The sequence below is a fragment of the Chitinophaga agri genome (assembly GCF_010093065.1).
In the GTDB taxonomy this organism is placed as follows: domain Bacteria; phylum Bacteroidota; class Bacteroidia; order Chitinophagales; family Chitinophagaceae; genus Chitinophaga; species Chitinophaga agri.
In genome coordinates this window covers 5,840,725-5,856,225 of record NZ_CP048113.1, presented here as the reverse complement: position 1 = coordinate 5,856,225, position 15,501 = coordinate 5,840,725, and the positions used below count along the sequence as shown (strand labels likewise).

Annotated in this window: 16 protein-coding genes; 12 read left to right on the top strand and 4 right to left on the bottom strand. The window is 47.8% G+C overall.

Annotation, left to right across the window (positions count from 1 at the left end; all coding sequences use genetic code 11):
* Positions 1–6 precede the first annotated feature (6 nt).
* A complete protein-coding gene (locus GWR21_RS23475; RefSeq protein WP_162334082.1) occupies positions 7–507 on the top strand; it encodes a hypothetical protein in 501 nt (166 codons plus the stop codon).
* Between the two features lie 31 nt (positions 508–538).
* Entirely contained in the window at positions 539–3,754 is a 3,216-nt protein-coding gene (locus tag GWR21_RS31725) for a collagen-like domain-containing protein (protein WP_162334081.1), read from the top strand.
* Between the two features lie 472 nt (positions 3,755–4,226).
* On the opposite strand, the gene rpsG is transcribed toward GWR21_RS31725, so the two are convergent.
* The 4 genes from rpsG to GWR21_RS23450 all read right to left on the bottom strand — a co-directional run bounded on the left by rpsG (position 4,227) and on the right by GWR21_RS23450 (position 7,215).
* Positions 4,227–4,694: a 30S ribosomal protein S7 gene (gene rpsG, locus GWR21_RS23465; protein ID WP_162334080.1), complete on the bottom strand. Its 468-nt coding sequence runs from the start codon at positions 4,692–4,694 to the stop codon at positions 4,227–4,229.
* 33 nt (positions 4,695–4,727) lie between these two features.
* Positions 4,728–5,108 carry a 30S ribosomal protein S12 gene (rpsL, locus tag GWR21_RS23460; RefSeq protein ID WP_012789278.1) on the bottom strand — a complete coding sequence of 127 codons (381 nt, stop codon included), beginning with the start codon at positions 5,106–5,108 and terminating at the stop codon, positions 4,728–4,730.
* A gap of 131 nt (positions 5,109–5,239) precedes the next feature.
* Complete coding sequence (locus GWR21_RS23455) at positions 5,240–5,530, bottom strand: hypothetical protein (protein ID WP_162334079.1); 291 nt, start codon at positions 5,528–5,530, stop codon at positions 5,240–5,242.
* 572 nt (positions 5,531–6,102) lie between these two features.
* A complete protein-coding gene (locus GWR21_RS23450) occupies positions 6,103–7,215 on the bottom strand; it encodes a branched-chain amino acid aminotransferase (RefSeq protein WP_238429967.1) in 1,113 nt (370 codons plus the stop codon).
* Between the two features lie 192 nt (positions 7,216–7,407).
* On the opposite strand from GWR21_RS23450, the gene GWR21_RS23445 reads away from it, so the two are divergent.
* From GWR21_RS23445 to GWR21_RS23400, 10 genes are all read left to right on the top strand, one after another.
* On the top strand, positions 7,408–7,905 hold the full coding sequence (locus GWR21_RS23445; protein ID WP_162334078.1) for a hypothetical protein: 498 nt from the start codon (positions 7,408–7,410) through the stop codon (positions 7,903–7,905).
* A 35-nt stretch (positions 7,906–7,940) separates the two neighbouring features.
* Positions 7,941–8,537, top strand: a complete 597-nt coding sequence (gene rdgB / locus GWR21_RS23440; protein WP_162334077.1) for an RdgB/HAM1 family non-canonical purine NTP pyrophosphatase — start codon at positions 7,941–7,943, stop codon at positions 8,535–8,537.
* Between the two features lie 52 nt (positions 8,538–8,589).
* Complete coding sequence (locus GWR21_RS23435) at positions 8,590–9,018, top strand: thioesterase family protein (protein ID WP_162334076.1); 429 nt, start codon at positions 8,590–8,592, stop codon at positions 9,016–9,018.
* A gap of 45 nt (positions 9,019–9,063) precedes the next feature.
* Positions 9,064–9,642 (top strand): nitroreductase family protein, encoded by a 579-nt coding sequence (locus GWR21_RS23430; RefSeq protein ID WP_162334075.1) that lies wholly within the window; start codon positions 9,064–9,066, stop codon positions 9,640–9,642.
* Between the two features lie 186 nt (positions 9,643–9,828).
* A complete protein-coding gene (locus GWR21_RS23425; protein ID WP_162334074.1) occupies positions 9,829–12,393 on the top strand; it encodes a mechanosensitive ion channel family protein in 2,565 nt (854 codons plus the stop codon).
* 61 nt (positions 12,394–12,454) lie between these two features.
* Positions 12,455–12,883 (top strand): thioredoxin family protein, encoded by a 429-nt coding sequence (locus GWR21_RS23420; protein WP_162334073.1) that lies wholly within the window; start codon positions 12,455–12,457, stop codon positions 12,881–12,883.
* A 6-nt stretch (positions 12,884–12,889) separates the two neighbouring features.
* Entirely contained in the window at positions 12,890–13,816 is a 927-nt protein-coding gene (locus tag GWR21_RS23415; RefSeq protein WP_162334072.1) for an FAD:protein FMN transferase, read from the top strand.
* Positions 13,803–14,039, top strand: a complete 237-nt coding sequence (locus GWR21_RS23410; RefSeq protein ID WP_162334071.1) for a DUF4266 domain-containing protein — start codon at positions 13,803–13,805, stop codon at positions 14,037–14,039. Before GWR21_RS23415 ends, GWR21_RS23410 begins: the two co-directional genes overlap by 14 nt.
* 6 nt (positions 14,040–14,045) lie before the next feature.
* Positions 14,046–15,260 (top strand): DUF3570 domain-containing protein, encoded by a 1,215-nt coding sequence (locus tag GWR21_RS23405; protein WP_162334070.1) that lies wholly within the window; start codon positions 14,046–14,048, stop codon positions 15,258–15,260.
* Positions 15,261–15,306: 46 nt separating this feature from the next.
* On the top strand, positions 15,307–15,468 hold the full coding sequence (locus GWR21_RS23400) for a phosphatidate cytidylyltransferase (protein WP_162334069.1): 162 nt from the start codon (positions 15,307–15,309) through the stop codon (positions 15,466–15,468).
* Positions 15,469–15,501: the final 33 nt, after the last annotated feature.

The window sequence follows — 15,501 nt, the reverse complement described above, 5'->3', positions numbered from 1 at the left end:
CGACATATGAAACCGTACGCGCTACTAATTGCGTTATTCTTTTCCGGTCTTGCTATGACCATGGCCCAGGAACGTACCCGTGACAAGCTTTTCCCCCATTTTAAAGAAGACGTTGCCAGAATGCAGGAAAAGAACAAGGACGTTAAAACAACAGCTGCTCCTCAGGCCCGTGCAACCCGCTCCACGAAGGAACAACTGTTTACTGATTACCGTCCGCAAAATACCACCACCCGCACCGGCAAGGCTTTAAAGACCAACCGGGTGACAGGCAAAAATCCGTCTGAGGTCAGCAGTACTGAAGCAACAAAAAATATCCGGGCCAATCAGCCTGCACTACCGGCTCCCATCGCTGTACCCACTCAGGGCGCTGCATCGGAAAATATCAACGTGCCCGTTAAGTCCAGCGCTCTCTCCGGATCACCTGCCAGTATCAAACAAACCAAACCCGTTAACACGGCTCCTGTTAATACAGCTCCTGTTGTTAAACCCAGGTCTGTAAAACAATAACCCCTGTCACAGCATACAAAACACATCCATCATGAAGAAATTATATATCCTCATCATACTGCTGGTCACTACCTGTGCAGGTACCTTCGCTCAGAACGGGCTGGCAGGTACCAATTACCAGGCGGTTGTCCGCAACACAAATGGCACTGTCATCGCCAATAAAGACATCTCCGTTCGTATCTCCATTCTCGGTGGCTCTGCTGCTGGCCCGGTACAATACGAAGAGACCCATGAAGTAAGGACCAGCGCTCTCGGCCTGTTCAATTTACAGATCGGTAAGGGGAACGCCAATACCGGCACATTTGCAGGTGTTCCCTGGGCGAATGCTAATCAGTATGTAAAAGTAGAAGTCAATACAGGCAGCGGCTTCGTCTCTCTCGGTACGACCGAATTACTCAGTGTACCATATGCTTTATATGCTGCGAATGGTAACGCAGGACCACAGGGTCCCGCTGGTCCGCAAGGTCCGGCCGGCCCTGCAGGTGCACAAGGCCCACAGGGCGCTGCTGGCCCTGCTGGAGCTACAGGACCTGCGGGTGCTAAAGGAGATGCAGGTGTACCAGGCCCACAGGGTGTGGCAGGTCCCGTAGGACCAGTTGGCCCTGCTGGTGCAAAGGGTGATCCAGGTGCACCAGGCCCACAGGGTGCTGTTGGTCCGGTAGGTCCAATGGGACCCGTAGGCCCTGCAGGCGCACAAGGCGATCCTGGTCCTGCTGGTCCTGTTGGGCCGGTGGGTCCCGCTGGGCCCGTAGGGCCACAGGGCGCACAGGGTGATCCCGGTGTAGCAGGTCCCGCTGGTCCTGTTGGGCCGGTGGGTCCCGCTGGTGCTGTGGGCCCACAAGGTGTACAGGGTGACCCCGGTGTAGCAGGCCCCGCTGGGCCCGTAGGGCCAATCGGACCAATTGGCCCGGTAGGACCTGCAGGACCGCAAGGACCGGTAGGACCAGCTGGCGACATCAATGGTGTGGCAGCAGGCGGAGACCTGGGTGGTACATATCCTAATCCCAACGTAGTGAAGCTGCAGAACACCGGCGTTTCCAATACGGCGCCACTGGCAGGTCAGATACTCCGGTTTGATGGTACCAACTGGGCCCCATCCGCAGCTGGTGGCGGGTTTACATTGCCTTTCACTACTGTAGAAAACAATGCTGCTACACTGTTTTCCATCACCAATGACGGCGACGGTACTTCCGTAGAAGGTATCAATAACACCACTACCTCCAACATTGCTGCCGTACGTGGTATTGTAAACAGTACTGCACCTGGTGGATTCTCAAGTGCCGTACGCGGTATCAACAATGGTTCAGGTGGATTAGGTATCGGCGTTTGGGGTTCACAGGCCGGCTCCGGATGGGGGGTGTATGGCTCTACTCCGAATGGTCTGGGCGTATATGGTAACGCCAGTGCCAATGGCTACGGTGTATACGCCAATAGTAACACTGGTACGGGACTGAATGCCACCTCTAACAACGGTGTTGCCGCCAACATCGCTATCAATAATAATTCAAATAATAACAATGTATTGACCGTCAATACTGTAGGACAGGGTACTGTGGTCAATGTCAGCACAACCGGGAATGGTACTGGTGTTTTGAGTAGTACGGTTGCTGGCTTTGGTGTACATGGTATTACAAGTCAGCAGACTTCTGCAGGCATAGTTGGTGATAACAATGGCGCTGGTGAAGCGATCGTTGGTCGTACCACTTCCGACATTGCTGGTGCTGTGGTTGGCCGTAATGATGGTGGCGGTTATGGTGTGAGAGGTTTTATTGCTACCAGTACCTCCAATACAGGTGTAGGCGTGTATGGACAGGTGGGTATTAATAACAGCACGGGTATGGCTGGTAAATTTGAAAACTTCAACCAGAACAATACGGAAGCGAATATCCTGGAGGTTGTCAGCAACAGTAATGGCAACATTCCTGATAATACACTGGGTAATGCCTCCTCCTTCCTGCTGGATAACAATAACAGCGTAGGTGCTGCTGTGAGAGCAGAAGTAAATACCATTTTTGGCAACTTCGGTGCAGCTGGTGTATTCGGTATCTCTTCCGGTACAGGAGGTCGTGCAGGTCTGTTCTATGCGTCAAACCCTTCCGGTAACGGTGCTTCCCTGATTGCCCTGACCGATGGTAACGGTAACGCGATCACTGCCAATGCAGGTAAAAATGGTAATGGCGTAGAAACGAATATTGATGGTGCAGGTACCGCATTATATGCCTGGGTACCCACTTTCAGTGAGGGTCGTGCAGGCCGGTTTGAGATTTTTAATGAGGATAATGAAAATCCGGTTATTACAGTGAAAACAGTAGGTAACGGTACTGCAGGTAATTTCATTGTAGACAGGACGACAGGTACATCTCCCGCAGTAAAAGGCGAAGTAAACTCCCAGTTCGCCAACTTCGGTACCGCTGGTATTTTCGGACAATCATCCGGTACTGGTGGTTATGCGGGCCTGTTCTACGCATCCAATCCTGCTGGCAATGGCCCGGCTGTTCTCGCACTGGCCGATGGTAACGGTAACGGTATCACTGCGAACGCCGGTGGTAGTGGCGATGGTATAGAAGCCAGTTGTGACGGAACTGGTAATGCGGTTTCCGGCTTTGTTCCCAACTTTGGTACAGGTAAAGCGGGACGCTTCGCTAATTTTAACAGTGCTAACGCCCAACCGGTGGTACACATTACCACCAATGGTACTGGCAACGGCATGTTGATCAACCATCAGGGCCCTTCCGGCAATGTGGCTGTTTTCCAGAGTGGCAGCTCCAACGTAGCCCGCATCAATAAAGCTGGTCGCGGATTCTTCAACGGCGGTACACAGAGCAGCGGTGCTGACGTGGCGGAAGCTTTTGATGTAACAGGGAATGTGAGTCATTACGCCCCGGGGGATGTACTGGTGATCGCTGAGAATGCCGACAGAACTGTTGAGCTGTCTTCCAAACCTTACTCTACCCTGGTCGCAGGCGTATATGCGACCAAACCAGGTGTACTGTTAACGGAAGAAGATGTCGACAGTGATCTGGCAGATAAAGTGCCAATGGGCGTTATCGGGGTGATCCCTACAAAGGTATGTGGAGAAGGCGGCGCTATTCGAAGAGGAGATCTGCTGGTAACGTCCAGTAAGGCTGGTCATGCCATGAAAGCTGACCTGGACAAGGTGAAACCTGGCCAGGTTATTGGTAAAGCATTAGAGACTTTTGATGGAAATGGTACCGGTACGATCAGAGTACTGGTAAATGTGAGATAAACATCGGTAATACTAACACCCGTATACGGCTGGATGACGTCATGTTGTCCGGCCGTTTTTTATTAGAGTTGAATTAGTTATTTCGATCAGCAGGCATGAGATATTCTGTTCGCCAATGTTGTACACAGGCGAATACACACTAAAGTCCTATATCATCATATTGGGAAACAGCCGCCGTAAAAGCGATCTGTAAAAGAACAAATACCAGCACAACTGACCAGATGGGATGACACCAGACAGGTTTTACAGCGTGGTATATTCAACAACGGCAGGCTACACATGGAAGCGTACACCCGGTATGGTTTGTTCTATCCGTTCAAACGACATTGAACAGCAGGCTATCTGTGTCCGGCAGGCATACGACAACAGGTATCGGTGCGTTGCGGGCACAAAAAAAGAGAACATCCCCCGGTATAGCCCGGAGGATGTTTCTCCTATATCTTTATAAACCATCTACCTTGCGGCAGTAGATTTAGATTCTGAAGTGGGAGAATGCCTTGTTCGCTTCAGCCATACGGTGAGTATCTTCTTTCTTTTTGAAAGCTCCACCTTCACCTTTACTTGCTGCTACGATTTCGTTCGCCAGTTTCTCAGCCATGCTCTTACCATTTCTCTCAGTAGCGTAACGGATCAACCATTTCATGCACAGAGAAATCTTTCTGTCAGGACGAACCTCAGAAGGAATCTGGAAGGTAGCACCACCAATACGACGGCTTCTAACTTCTACAGCAGGAGTAACGTTTACCAGTGCTTTTTTCCAAACATCGTAACCGTTTTCACCAGTTATCTGGCTAACTCTGTCGATAGAGTCATAGAATATTTTAAAGGCAATGCTCTTTTTGCCCTGTTCCATCACGTTGTTTACAAACCGGGTAACCTGTTTGTCGTTAAAGCGCGGATCCGGAGCCAGAGGCATCTTCTTTGCAGCTTGCTTTCTCATTTATTTGAAAAATTTCAACTATTTGTAAATGTATTATTTCTTAGCCTTTTCCTTTTTGGTACCATACTTGGAACGGCTCTGCTTTCTATCTTTCACACCTGCAGTATCCAGAGAACCACGAACGATGTGGTAACGAACACCTGGCAGATCTTTCACCCTACCACCACGGATCAGCACGATGGAGTGCTCCTGAAGGTTGTGACCTTCACCTGGGATATAAGCGATCACCTCTACTTTGTTTGTCAAACGCACCTTAGCAACCTTGCGCAGCGCAGAGTTAGGCTTTTTAGGAGTGGTTGTGTACACACGGGTACATACACCACGACGCTGTGGACAGCTATCTAAAGCCCTGGACTTGGATTTAGCCCGGATAATTTCTCTTCCTTTTCTTACTAATTGTTGTATAGTAGGCATTCTACCTAAGTTTTTTTTCTGTCGGTTTACAATGACATCCAAATCACCCAGAATGGGAATTTGGGAGGGCAAAGGTACATTTATCCCTATTAATAACAAAATGTTTTCAACATTTTTTTGGAATTGCCCTGCTAGTGACTTGACAGATCGGTCACGATGTCTTTCCATTCCTGTTCCAGTGACACCTCCGGCATAGTCCGGCCTGCGCGTGAATACCAATAACGGGCATTGCCGCGGTCGCCTTCCTTTCTGTGCAGATAAGCATGTACCCAGGCAGCGGTGTCGCTTTCCAGGTTTTCTATAATATCATGAGCCTTTTGCCAGTTTCCTTTGCCATCCCACCACAGGGAGGCCAGGTAGGGGGAAGTGCCTGCGGGAGGCGTTGCCTGGCTGAGGGAATCCAGAAAAGCAGAAAGTGTCATCCTGCAAAGATGCACTTTTTCAGTGGTAATGCATAATGTTTAGGCAGAGAAACTATCTGACACTTGTCGGCAGAGCCGGTGCCCTACTGATTTCCAGCACTTCATCTGGTGAAACAATCAAATATGGCTGCTCACAAATATACTTACTCCCCTGACATATATGTAAATATCTACATTTCTTATATGATAAAGTGGGACGCTGAGCATATACTGTAAAGCTGCCAGCTTCAGCTATGCCTGGAAGCGTTATATGGGTTCACCTGCTTTGGGATTTCCTGTTTGTCCATGAAACACTTTCAAACTACCCTGTAAAAGGTCGTCTTTTTATGCTTTAAAATAGTGTCAGATCGGCTATTCTTAAGGTCACCTCAAGGGCACCAAAAGGGCACTTCAATATCCCGGGGATATTGAAGTGCCCTTTTGGTGCCCTTGAGGTGACCTTTAAGTACCCTGTTAGTATGAAGATCAGACAGCAATAAAAACAAGAATACCTGCCACTATGAACACACCAAAAAGCGAAGGGGCCATCTGCTTCCGCAAATGGCCCCTAACTAACACAACTAAGACTGTCTTTATAAATGTTTTGATACTTTATAGTTCCAGTTACGGACATCGGCTGCCTTTCCTGTGCGGATCGCATCCAGACGTTCCAGTAACTCAGCCCCTACTGCATACCTGGTAGTATCCAGCCGGATCTGGTGTTCTTTATATTGCAGTTCCTCCACATAAGCTACGCTGGAAGCAGTACCTGTACCAAAGATTTCACGCAGCGAACCGTCTTTCCAGGCTGCTACCACCTCATCTATAGATACCGGACGTTCTTCCACGGTCAGTCCCATGTCAGTAAGTACGTCCATCACGCTGGCCCTGGTCACCCCTGCCAGGATAGTACCCTGCGTCAGGTCCGGCGTGATCGCTTTGTTACCAATAATAGCAAATACGTTCATCGTACCGCATTCCTGCAGGTATTTATGCTCCGCACCGTCTACCCAGAGGATCTGGTCAAAACCCTGTTTACGGGCCTGCATAGTCGGATACATAGCACCACCGTAGTTACCGGCAGCCTTCGCATACCCTACACCACCAGGAAAAGCACGTATATATTTATCCTGTACCAGCAGTTTAATAGGCTTATTAAAATATGGACCGGAAGGAGAATTAATGATCACGAACTTATAGGTGTCAGAAGGTCTTACACCAATAAACTCATCTGCTGCGATCATAAATGGACGCAGGTACAGTGAGCAACCTTCATTCGCAGGAACCCAGTTACGGTCCAGGTCGATCAGCATCTCCATACCACCAATGAATAACCATTCCGGAACATCGGGCATGCCCATTCTTTCCGCGGACGTGTTAAAGCGGGCATAGTTGTCATACGGACGGAAGATCATAGGATTACCATCCTGATCCTTGTACGCCTTGATTCCTTCGAAGATGGCCTGACCATAGTGCCAGGCGGCATTGGAAGGGCTCACAGAAATATGCTGAAACGGTAAGATCTCTGCATTTGACCATTCTTTGCCATCAAAATCTGCCACCAGCATGTGGTCGGCATACTTTTTACCAAATACCAGGTTGTTAAAGTCAATCTCATTGATCCGGCTCTGAGCCGTCCGGGTCACCTTAATTTTCCTAACTGCCTCTTCTAGTACAGCGTTTGTCGTTGGATTGTCTACCATCATAAGGACCTTTAAAAAATGTTATAGATGTTTTGGTGTCTGAATTTCAATTCCTGGCCCTGTTCCCGTTTAAAATCTAAAGTCGGAAATCCTGAATCTAAAATTGAATACTCTTACATTTGCTCACTGTCAGATGCAAATAAACTGATTTTTTCCCCAAAGGGGAACGATATATTACGTTAAATACATATAAACATGTCTTTGGATAAATTGCAGCTTGATCCTTACATATTGGCCAGGATATACTCCCAGCCTATCATTCCAGGGAAAAAGGAACCTGTTGCAGTCGTAACGGAGGCGCCTCCTAAAGTCAAATTTTTAGGTGAAAATCAAAAAAACATCGCGCTATTCATACAAAATGCGGGCGAAGCATACTTAAATGAAGAATTATTTAACCTGTTAACTAATATATTAAATGCCTGTAAACTGGGTATGCACGATATTGCATTGATCAATACTGCCCAGTACGGCGATCTGCCCTTTACAACCTGGCAGGCTGCCGTCCCTATAAAGCAGGCCGTTCTTTTTGGTATCTCTCCTGCCTCTATGGGACTGGAAGCTATCTCCAATTACCAGCTACTACAAGTCAATGGTTGCCAGCTGCTTTGTTCAGACGATCTGCAGATCATCGCACAGGATAAGATGCTGAAAGGTAAACTGTGGATGGCCCTGAAACAATTACTGGGTATATAGATATTTACTTTACGACACTTAATACCTCTTTTCTGATGACACTTGTATTTGCTACCAATAACGAAAACAAGGTAAAGGAAATCCGCTCTATGCTGGGTGATAGTTTTTCTATCATTACACTTAAAGAAGCCGGTATCGATATAGATATTCCCGAACCACACGATACACTGGAAGATAACGCCAGGGAGAAATCATCTGTCATTTATGAAATGACCGGCAAAGACTGCTTCTCCGAAGATACTGGTCTTGAAATAGACGCACTCGACGGTGCTCCTGGCGTACTGTCTGCCCGCTATGCCGGCGAACAGAAACTTTCCGAAGATAACATCGCCAAAGTGCTGCAGGAAATGGAAGGCAAAACAAACCGTAAAGCCCATTTCCGGACTGTCATCTCCCTTATTATGGGCGGAAAGGAATTTCAGTTCACCGGCGTATGCCCAGGTACCATCCTCACCTCCACCCGTGGTGGTAAAGGATTCGGGTATGATCCCATCTTTATGCCTGATGGCTCACATCTCGCATTCGCAGAAATGAGTATGGCAGATAAAAACAAATTCAGTCATCGCAGCAAAGCCCTCCAACAGCTGATCACCTTCCTGAAGGAAGAAGGTAAACAAAGCCTTAGTCTCTAAACAATATGAACACAGGTACTGTCATCAGTCACCGATAATATGCATATAAAGAATGGCAAGAGTTAAAATAGACATGCCGGAAAAGCTGGGCTTCACCACGCAGATACCGGTAAGGATAACAGACATCAATTACGGCGGACATGTCGGCAACGACTCACTCCTATCCATCATTCATCAGGCAAGGGTTAACTACCTGGAGTTCCTGGGGTTTGAAGAACGTGGTCCAGAAACAGGACTTATCATGGCCGACGCTGCGCTCGTCTATAAGGGCGAAGGTTTTAAAGGCGACATCTTCGACATCGCTATTGGTGCGGCCGACATCTCGCCGTTCGGTTTCGACATCTATTACCGGATCACCACCGTACGTGACAGTAAGACGATCATCATTGCAGAAGCAAAATCAGGTATGATCTTCTTTGACTACATCAATCGTAAAGTGGCCAGACTTCCGGAAGACTGGAAAGAAAAATTATCTGCATAACATCCGGAGAGTTTATCTCCCGTATATAAACAATCAAGCATAAGCATGGGAAACGGAAATCTGACTAGTATTATTAAACAGCGCCGCAACATTAAACCGGCGAGCATGAACGGGAAGAGAATTCCTGATGAACAGGTACGTGAATTACTGGAACTGGCTGACTGGGCTCCCACCCACGGCTACACTGAACCATGGTATTTCGTTGTATTCAGCGGAGAAGGTGTAAAGACCTTCTGTCAGGCACACGCAGACATTTATAAGGCGAATACCCCTGCGGAGAAATTCGCACCAGGCACCTACGAAAAACTGCAACAGCAGGGAGACCTGGCGTCACATGTGATCGCTATCTGTATGAAGAGAGGCAACAAACCGGCCATTCCTGAAGTGGAAGAAATTGTGTCTGTAGCCTGCGCTACGCAGAACCTCTGGCTGGGTGCCACTGAAAAAGGTTTCGCTGGTTACTGGGGTTCAGGTGGAATGACCTTCCATCCTGCGATGAAGGAATATCTGTCCTTGGGTGAAGCTGATAAAGTTCTCGGCTTCTTTTATCTCGGTTATACCGATGAACAGATCCCTGAAGGAAGAAGGCTGAAACCAGCTGAAGAAAAATTCAAATGGATGTAGTATTGAATTAGGAATCAGGAAATCAGGAATCAGGAATTGGTGAGTGCCATTTACGTGAAAAACATAAGATCTGATTTTATGTCGTTCTATATCAATAGCGCTTATAATATTGCTGACTGAAGAAACAAGACTGTCTCTTCATACCCGATTCCTAATTCCTAATTTCCTAATTCCCAATTGTCTATTATGCGCCATATCTCACTCCTTCTCCTCTCCTTCCTCTGCTGCACACATCTTTTTGCACAGCACCAGACGGCTCCACCCAAGCCAATTGACAGCGCAACACTCAGCAAGATCATATCCCAACAGGTCAAAGACACTTCCGGCAAATCAACCATCAGACTCTCTGACACCTCTGTTGCGATCATCATCACCAGGCTGGAAACTTATACACTCATGCTGAATCAGGTGATGAGTACACTACGCCGCGGACTCGACACCGTAGAGATCAGTGAAAGTATTCCGCTGATCGATTCTGCTATGAGAGTCGTAAAACAAGACATGACCGCCATCGGCAGCACCAATAACGTACACGACCTTTATACCAACCGCGTACTGCTTGTACAGCTGGAAAGAAAGCTGGACAGCTGGCAGGACGTGTTATTCAAATTCCATGACAGGCTGGTAAATGTGACTGATACCCTTCAGTTACTCAGAAAAGATACTTCCATGCGTAACATTCCGGCAGAAGACGAGCTGCGGGATATCTATGTCGGACAAATGGCGGCTCTTATTCAGAAATGGCGGCAGGTAGACAGTGCCAATAAGGTTAATCTGCTACACCTCGGATTATTACAGAACAAAGTAGCCAAACGATATATAGATGTGACCAATCTGCTGGAAGATATGGACTACCAGCTGACCCGTTTCAGTCAGCGGATGTTCAATAAAGACTTTAGTTACCTCTGGGAACCGCCGCTACCCGGTAAAAAGGGTCCCAGTTTTATTGAGGTATTTGACCGTTCCATGCGTAAGAACATCCGGATACTCAGGGTCTTTTTTGCGGTGGATGGACCGATATATCTCCTGTTTTTAATGGGCGCAGGACTCTTTCTATGGTGGGTGAAGTTCAATGCCAAAAAGATCAAACGGAAACATGAAGAAAGGGAGGCCGAAACGATCTTACAACACGCCCGTTACCTGTATCGTTACCCTGTCGCCAGTGCTATACTACTGGCGGCTACGGTCTCGTTCCTGATCTCCATTCAATATCCTATATTCTATTCAGGTATCTGCTGGATCATTACAGCTGTGACCACGACCATCATCATACGGAACAATATACCTCCTAACCTGTTAAAAAGATGGCTGTTACTTGTTCTGCTGTTATTGTTATACTGCGTAAATAACCTATTGATACAGGTGACGTTCTTTGAACAATGGGGTATCTTTATAGGCGGTATTTTATCCATCATACTGGGATTGTATTTACTACGCACCCTTCGGGAAACCACACTCCCGCTGCCCAAATATTCCCGTTCGGCTATCTGGATATTCATCATCCTGAGCGGTCTTTCCGTGTTACTGGTAGCAATGGCGCGTGTCGCTGCAGCGAAGATCATGGGTGCAGCCAGTGTGGTCAGTATTACAATGGCACTGGGCATTGTTCTGATGGTGGAAATACTGATGGAAGCTATCTACATACAGGTAGAAGCCAAGAAGGACTCCAGCACGTTCATTTCCATGATCGACTATCAGAACATCAAGTCACGTTTGAAAACGATCTTCTATATCGCTGCATCCATAGGCTGGCTGGCATTGCTGGCGCGCAATCTCTATATGTATGACGGACTATACGAGATCATCAGTAATATGCTGGTAGCGGAAAGAAAGATCGGCAACTTTACTTTTACCTTCAGCAGTGTAATTATATTTCTACTGATAATCTGGCTGTCCAGTGTCGTTACACAGATCATTTCCTACCTGCTGGGCTATACCGGACAGTCATCACAACCACAGAAAAAACTGGGTTCAGCCATGCTGTTGATACGCCTCGCGATCCTGGGTGCAGGCACCCTGCTGGCATTTGCGGCATCGGGTATACCTATGGACAAGCTGGCGATTGTAATAGGCGCGTTAGGTGTGGGTATTGGTTTCGGCTTACAGAATATTGTGAACAACCTCGTGTCAGGTGTCATCCTTGCTTTTGAAAAGCCCATTGAAGTAGGCGACGTCATAGAACTGGGTACCAGGTCGGGCGTGGTGAAAGAAATCGGCATTCGCTCTAGTAAGATCTCCGCAGGCGATGGTTCAGAAGTGATCGTTCCTAACGGAGACCTGATAGCGCAGCAACTGGTCAACTGGACATTAACCAGCAGGACACGCCGTGTAGACATTATCGTAAGTGTAACCTACGGTACCGACCTGAAGAAAGCACTGACCCTTATTAAGGACTACCTGATCAACCTGGAAGATATTCTTAAGTCACCGGAACCAGTAGTACTCTTACAGAATTTCCGGGATACCGGGATTGATATACAGGTGATGTTCTGGATCAGTGACCTGGGTAAGGCAGGGGTCATGAAGAGTGAGGTGCTAACTGATATTTATGTTAAATTACAGGAAGCAGGTATCAGTATTGCCCATCCGAGACCGCAACAATTGCAGATCAATATGGAACCGGGAGACTGGAAACAACCCACTGCGCCCACACCAGCAGCACCTGCTGACCCGATAGCCGCGGTAACGCCTACACCGGCAGCACCTGACGCACCGCGTGAAGGGCAGTCAACTGCTCCGCCGGCGGAATAAACACATATAAATTTCCCCTACCTTTGTAACAGGTAACCATGCCAGCATAAACCACCGCAATATGCGTTGTATCTTATTCCTGTTTCTGATTGTAGCCTTTAGCGGATCTGTGAGCGCACAGGTTCAGCAATCTCCTGATAAAGCCTTTGCGTTGGCACTGGCATCGGGAAAAAAGGTACTGCTGGTATTTTCAGGTTCCGATTGGTGCATCCCCTGCATCCGTTTTAATAAACAGATCCTTTCAGACAGTACGTTCCTGCGGTATGCAGGAGATAAGCTGGTATTACTGGAGGCTGATTTCCCACAGAGAAAAAAGATCGCGGCGCCGCTTCGTTTACAATATGATTCACTGGCTGCGGCGTTTAATCCACAAGGCACTTTTCCACAGATAGTGCTGTTAAGTCCGCAAAAAAAACTGCTTGCCTACGTCCCCTGTAAAGCGGAAACACCGGACGGTTTCATCACCACACTTAAACAGCTGCTCCAGTAAAATGATATGCTAAGCAGTAAGCTACATACGCGGCTGATGGGTTCAGACTTTGAACTGATTGCCACCGGCGCAGATGAAGTTATTACTGCCGGAAGACTGGAACAGGGAGTGGCTGAGATCAAACGGATCGAGTCTTTACTAACGGTATTTAACGAGACATCCGTTATTGCGCAACTCAATGCGCAGGCAGGAGGACCTCCTGTTACCGTACCCGCGGAAGTTTACCAGCTACTACTTCGTTGTAATAAGATCAGTATGATCACACAGGGGGCTTTTGATATTACAGCAGGCGTGCTGAAAAAGCTGTTCAATTTCAAATACGATCATTTTACATGGCCGGAAAAAGCAGCCATTGACCAGGCAATGCTCGCGACCAGTTTTGAACATATTGCATTACTGGACAATCACCAGGTGCAGCTGAAACGAGCAGGTATGCGGATTGACTTTGGCGCTATTGGTAAAGGGTATGCGGCTGACAGGGTAAAAGCCCTTTGGCTGGCAGCCGGTGCTACCAGTGGCGTGATCAATGCCAGTGGTGACCTCACGGCCTGGGGGCATCAACCGGATGGAAGTCCGTGGAAAATAGGTATTGCTGATCCGGATGCACCAACACAAATACGCTTCTGGTTACCGGTGAATAATGCATCAGTTGCTACTTCCGGCAATTACGAACAGTATGTAGAACGAAATGGGGTCAGGTATTCTCATAACATAGACCCGAGGAAGGGATGGCCGGTGCCTTTCATCAAAAGCGTAACAGTTGTTAGTCCCGGTGCGGAGTTATCTGATGCACTAGCCACCGCGATCACAGTTATGGGTCCGGCGGTGGGCATCCATCTGGTCAATCAGTTACCAGATGTACATTGTATCATTATAGACGGCAAGAATAAAGTTTTACAATCGGATAATATTCAAATACATGCGAAAGCGTAATAGCGGGAGCCTCTTCTTATTCGGTGCGGCTGGTATACTGACTGTACTGCTGCTGCAATCATGTGTAGCGGTAAAGCCTTATCAGCGTGTGTACCTGAATGATGAAGCAATGCAACTGGGCAAAACACAGATAGACAAATTTGATGAAAACGTACATACCTACCGTGAAGGAAGCAGTGGAGGTGGTAGTGGGAAAAGCAGCGGTGGATGTGGTTGTAACTGATCAGGCATGAAAAGATTATTTATTGCGGCGGGATTACTGACAGCATGGTTTACAGCGTCCGCGCAACAAGGCACCGACAGCTCGGCATATAAGAAACAACAGGTATCACAGACGGACATACAGGTATTATTCTCCTTTTATACACAGGATGGCAATCACTCGGCTGTCACTGGTGGTACTGGTACGGAAAACCTGCAGGTATTTGCTACCGACGTCTCTATCACCCATCAGCGTGACGCCCGGAACACCTTTACCGTGGGTGCCGGAATAGACATGATCACATCGGCTTCTACTGATAATATTGACTTCGTACGCTCTTCCGCATCCCGTGAGGACAACCGTTTTCATCTTAATGGAGGGTATAGTCGTCAGCTGAACAAACCGGATATCCGTGTACGCATTAACAGTGGTATCTCACTGGAATCAGACTATCTATCTGTACCATTGGGTGTTTCCGCGGAGCATGACAATGCTGATCATACCCGGCAATGGTCTGTTGGTCTGCAATGTTACTTTGATGACCTGCGATGGGGCCGTTTTGACCCGGACTATTACCATCCGGAAACACTGGTCTACCCTTCTGAACTGCGGGATACTGCCTGGTTCGACATCTACCGGCGACAATCCTACAATGTGAATATGGCACTGTACCAGGTTGTTAACCAACGCATACAGTTTGCTGTATTCCCGGAAGTCGTCTATCAGAAGGGGCTACTCTCTACGCCATTTCACCGGGTCTACTTTACAACGCAAAAGTCCCCAAGAGTGGAAAACCTGCCCCGCGAGCGGTGGAAGTTCCCCATTGGGCTGCAATTAAACCTATTTGCAGGCAGGAATATGATTATCCGTTCCTACTATCGTTTCTACCACGACAATTTCGGTATTACAGGACACACCTTCCAGCTGGAAGTGCCGGTCAAAGCGGATCCACAACTGACGATCGCACCGCTCTTCCGCTTTTATACACAAACAGGCGCGAAGTACTTTAAGCCTTACAAGGAGCATAGTCTGCAGGAACTATACTACACCTCGGACTATGACCTCAGCCGCTTCAACAGTTACAAAGCCGGTATCACTGCGCGATATGCGTTGTTCCAGCCGATGTTCCGGCATTATTCCTTCCGGGAAATAGGTATGCGGTACGCTTATTACAAGCGTTCGGACAGGTTGTCGGCGCATACGATCTCATTGTTCCTGGACTTTAAGCATAGTAAGGCTTAGACCGGTCATTGGCATAGAGTATGATATACTTTCTCAAAAAGAGTATATGAGAAACTTACAACTGGGCCTGCTGGCCTTTGCCGTTATGTTACTGAGCAGCTGTGAAGTGGTGGGAGGAATATTTAAAGCGGGTGTATGGGTAGGAGTGCTGGCGGTTGCGTTTGTGGTGGGGATTATTTTGTGGCTGATAGGGAGAGGTAGGAGATAGATTCTCAAGCTGATAATTCTTCGAATAAGAACA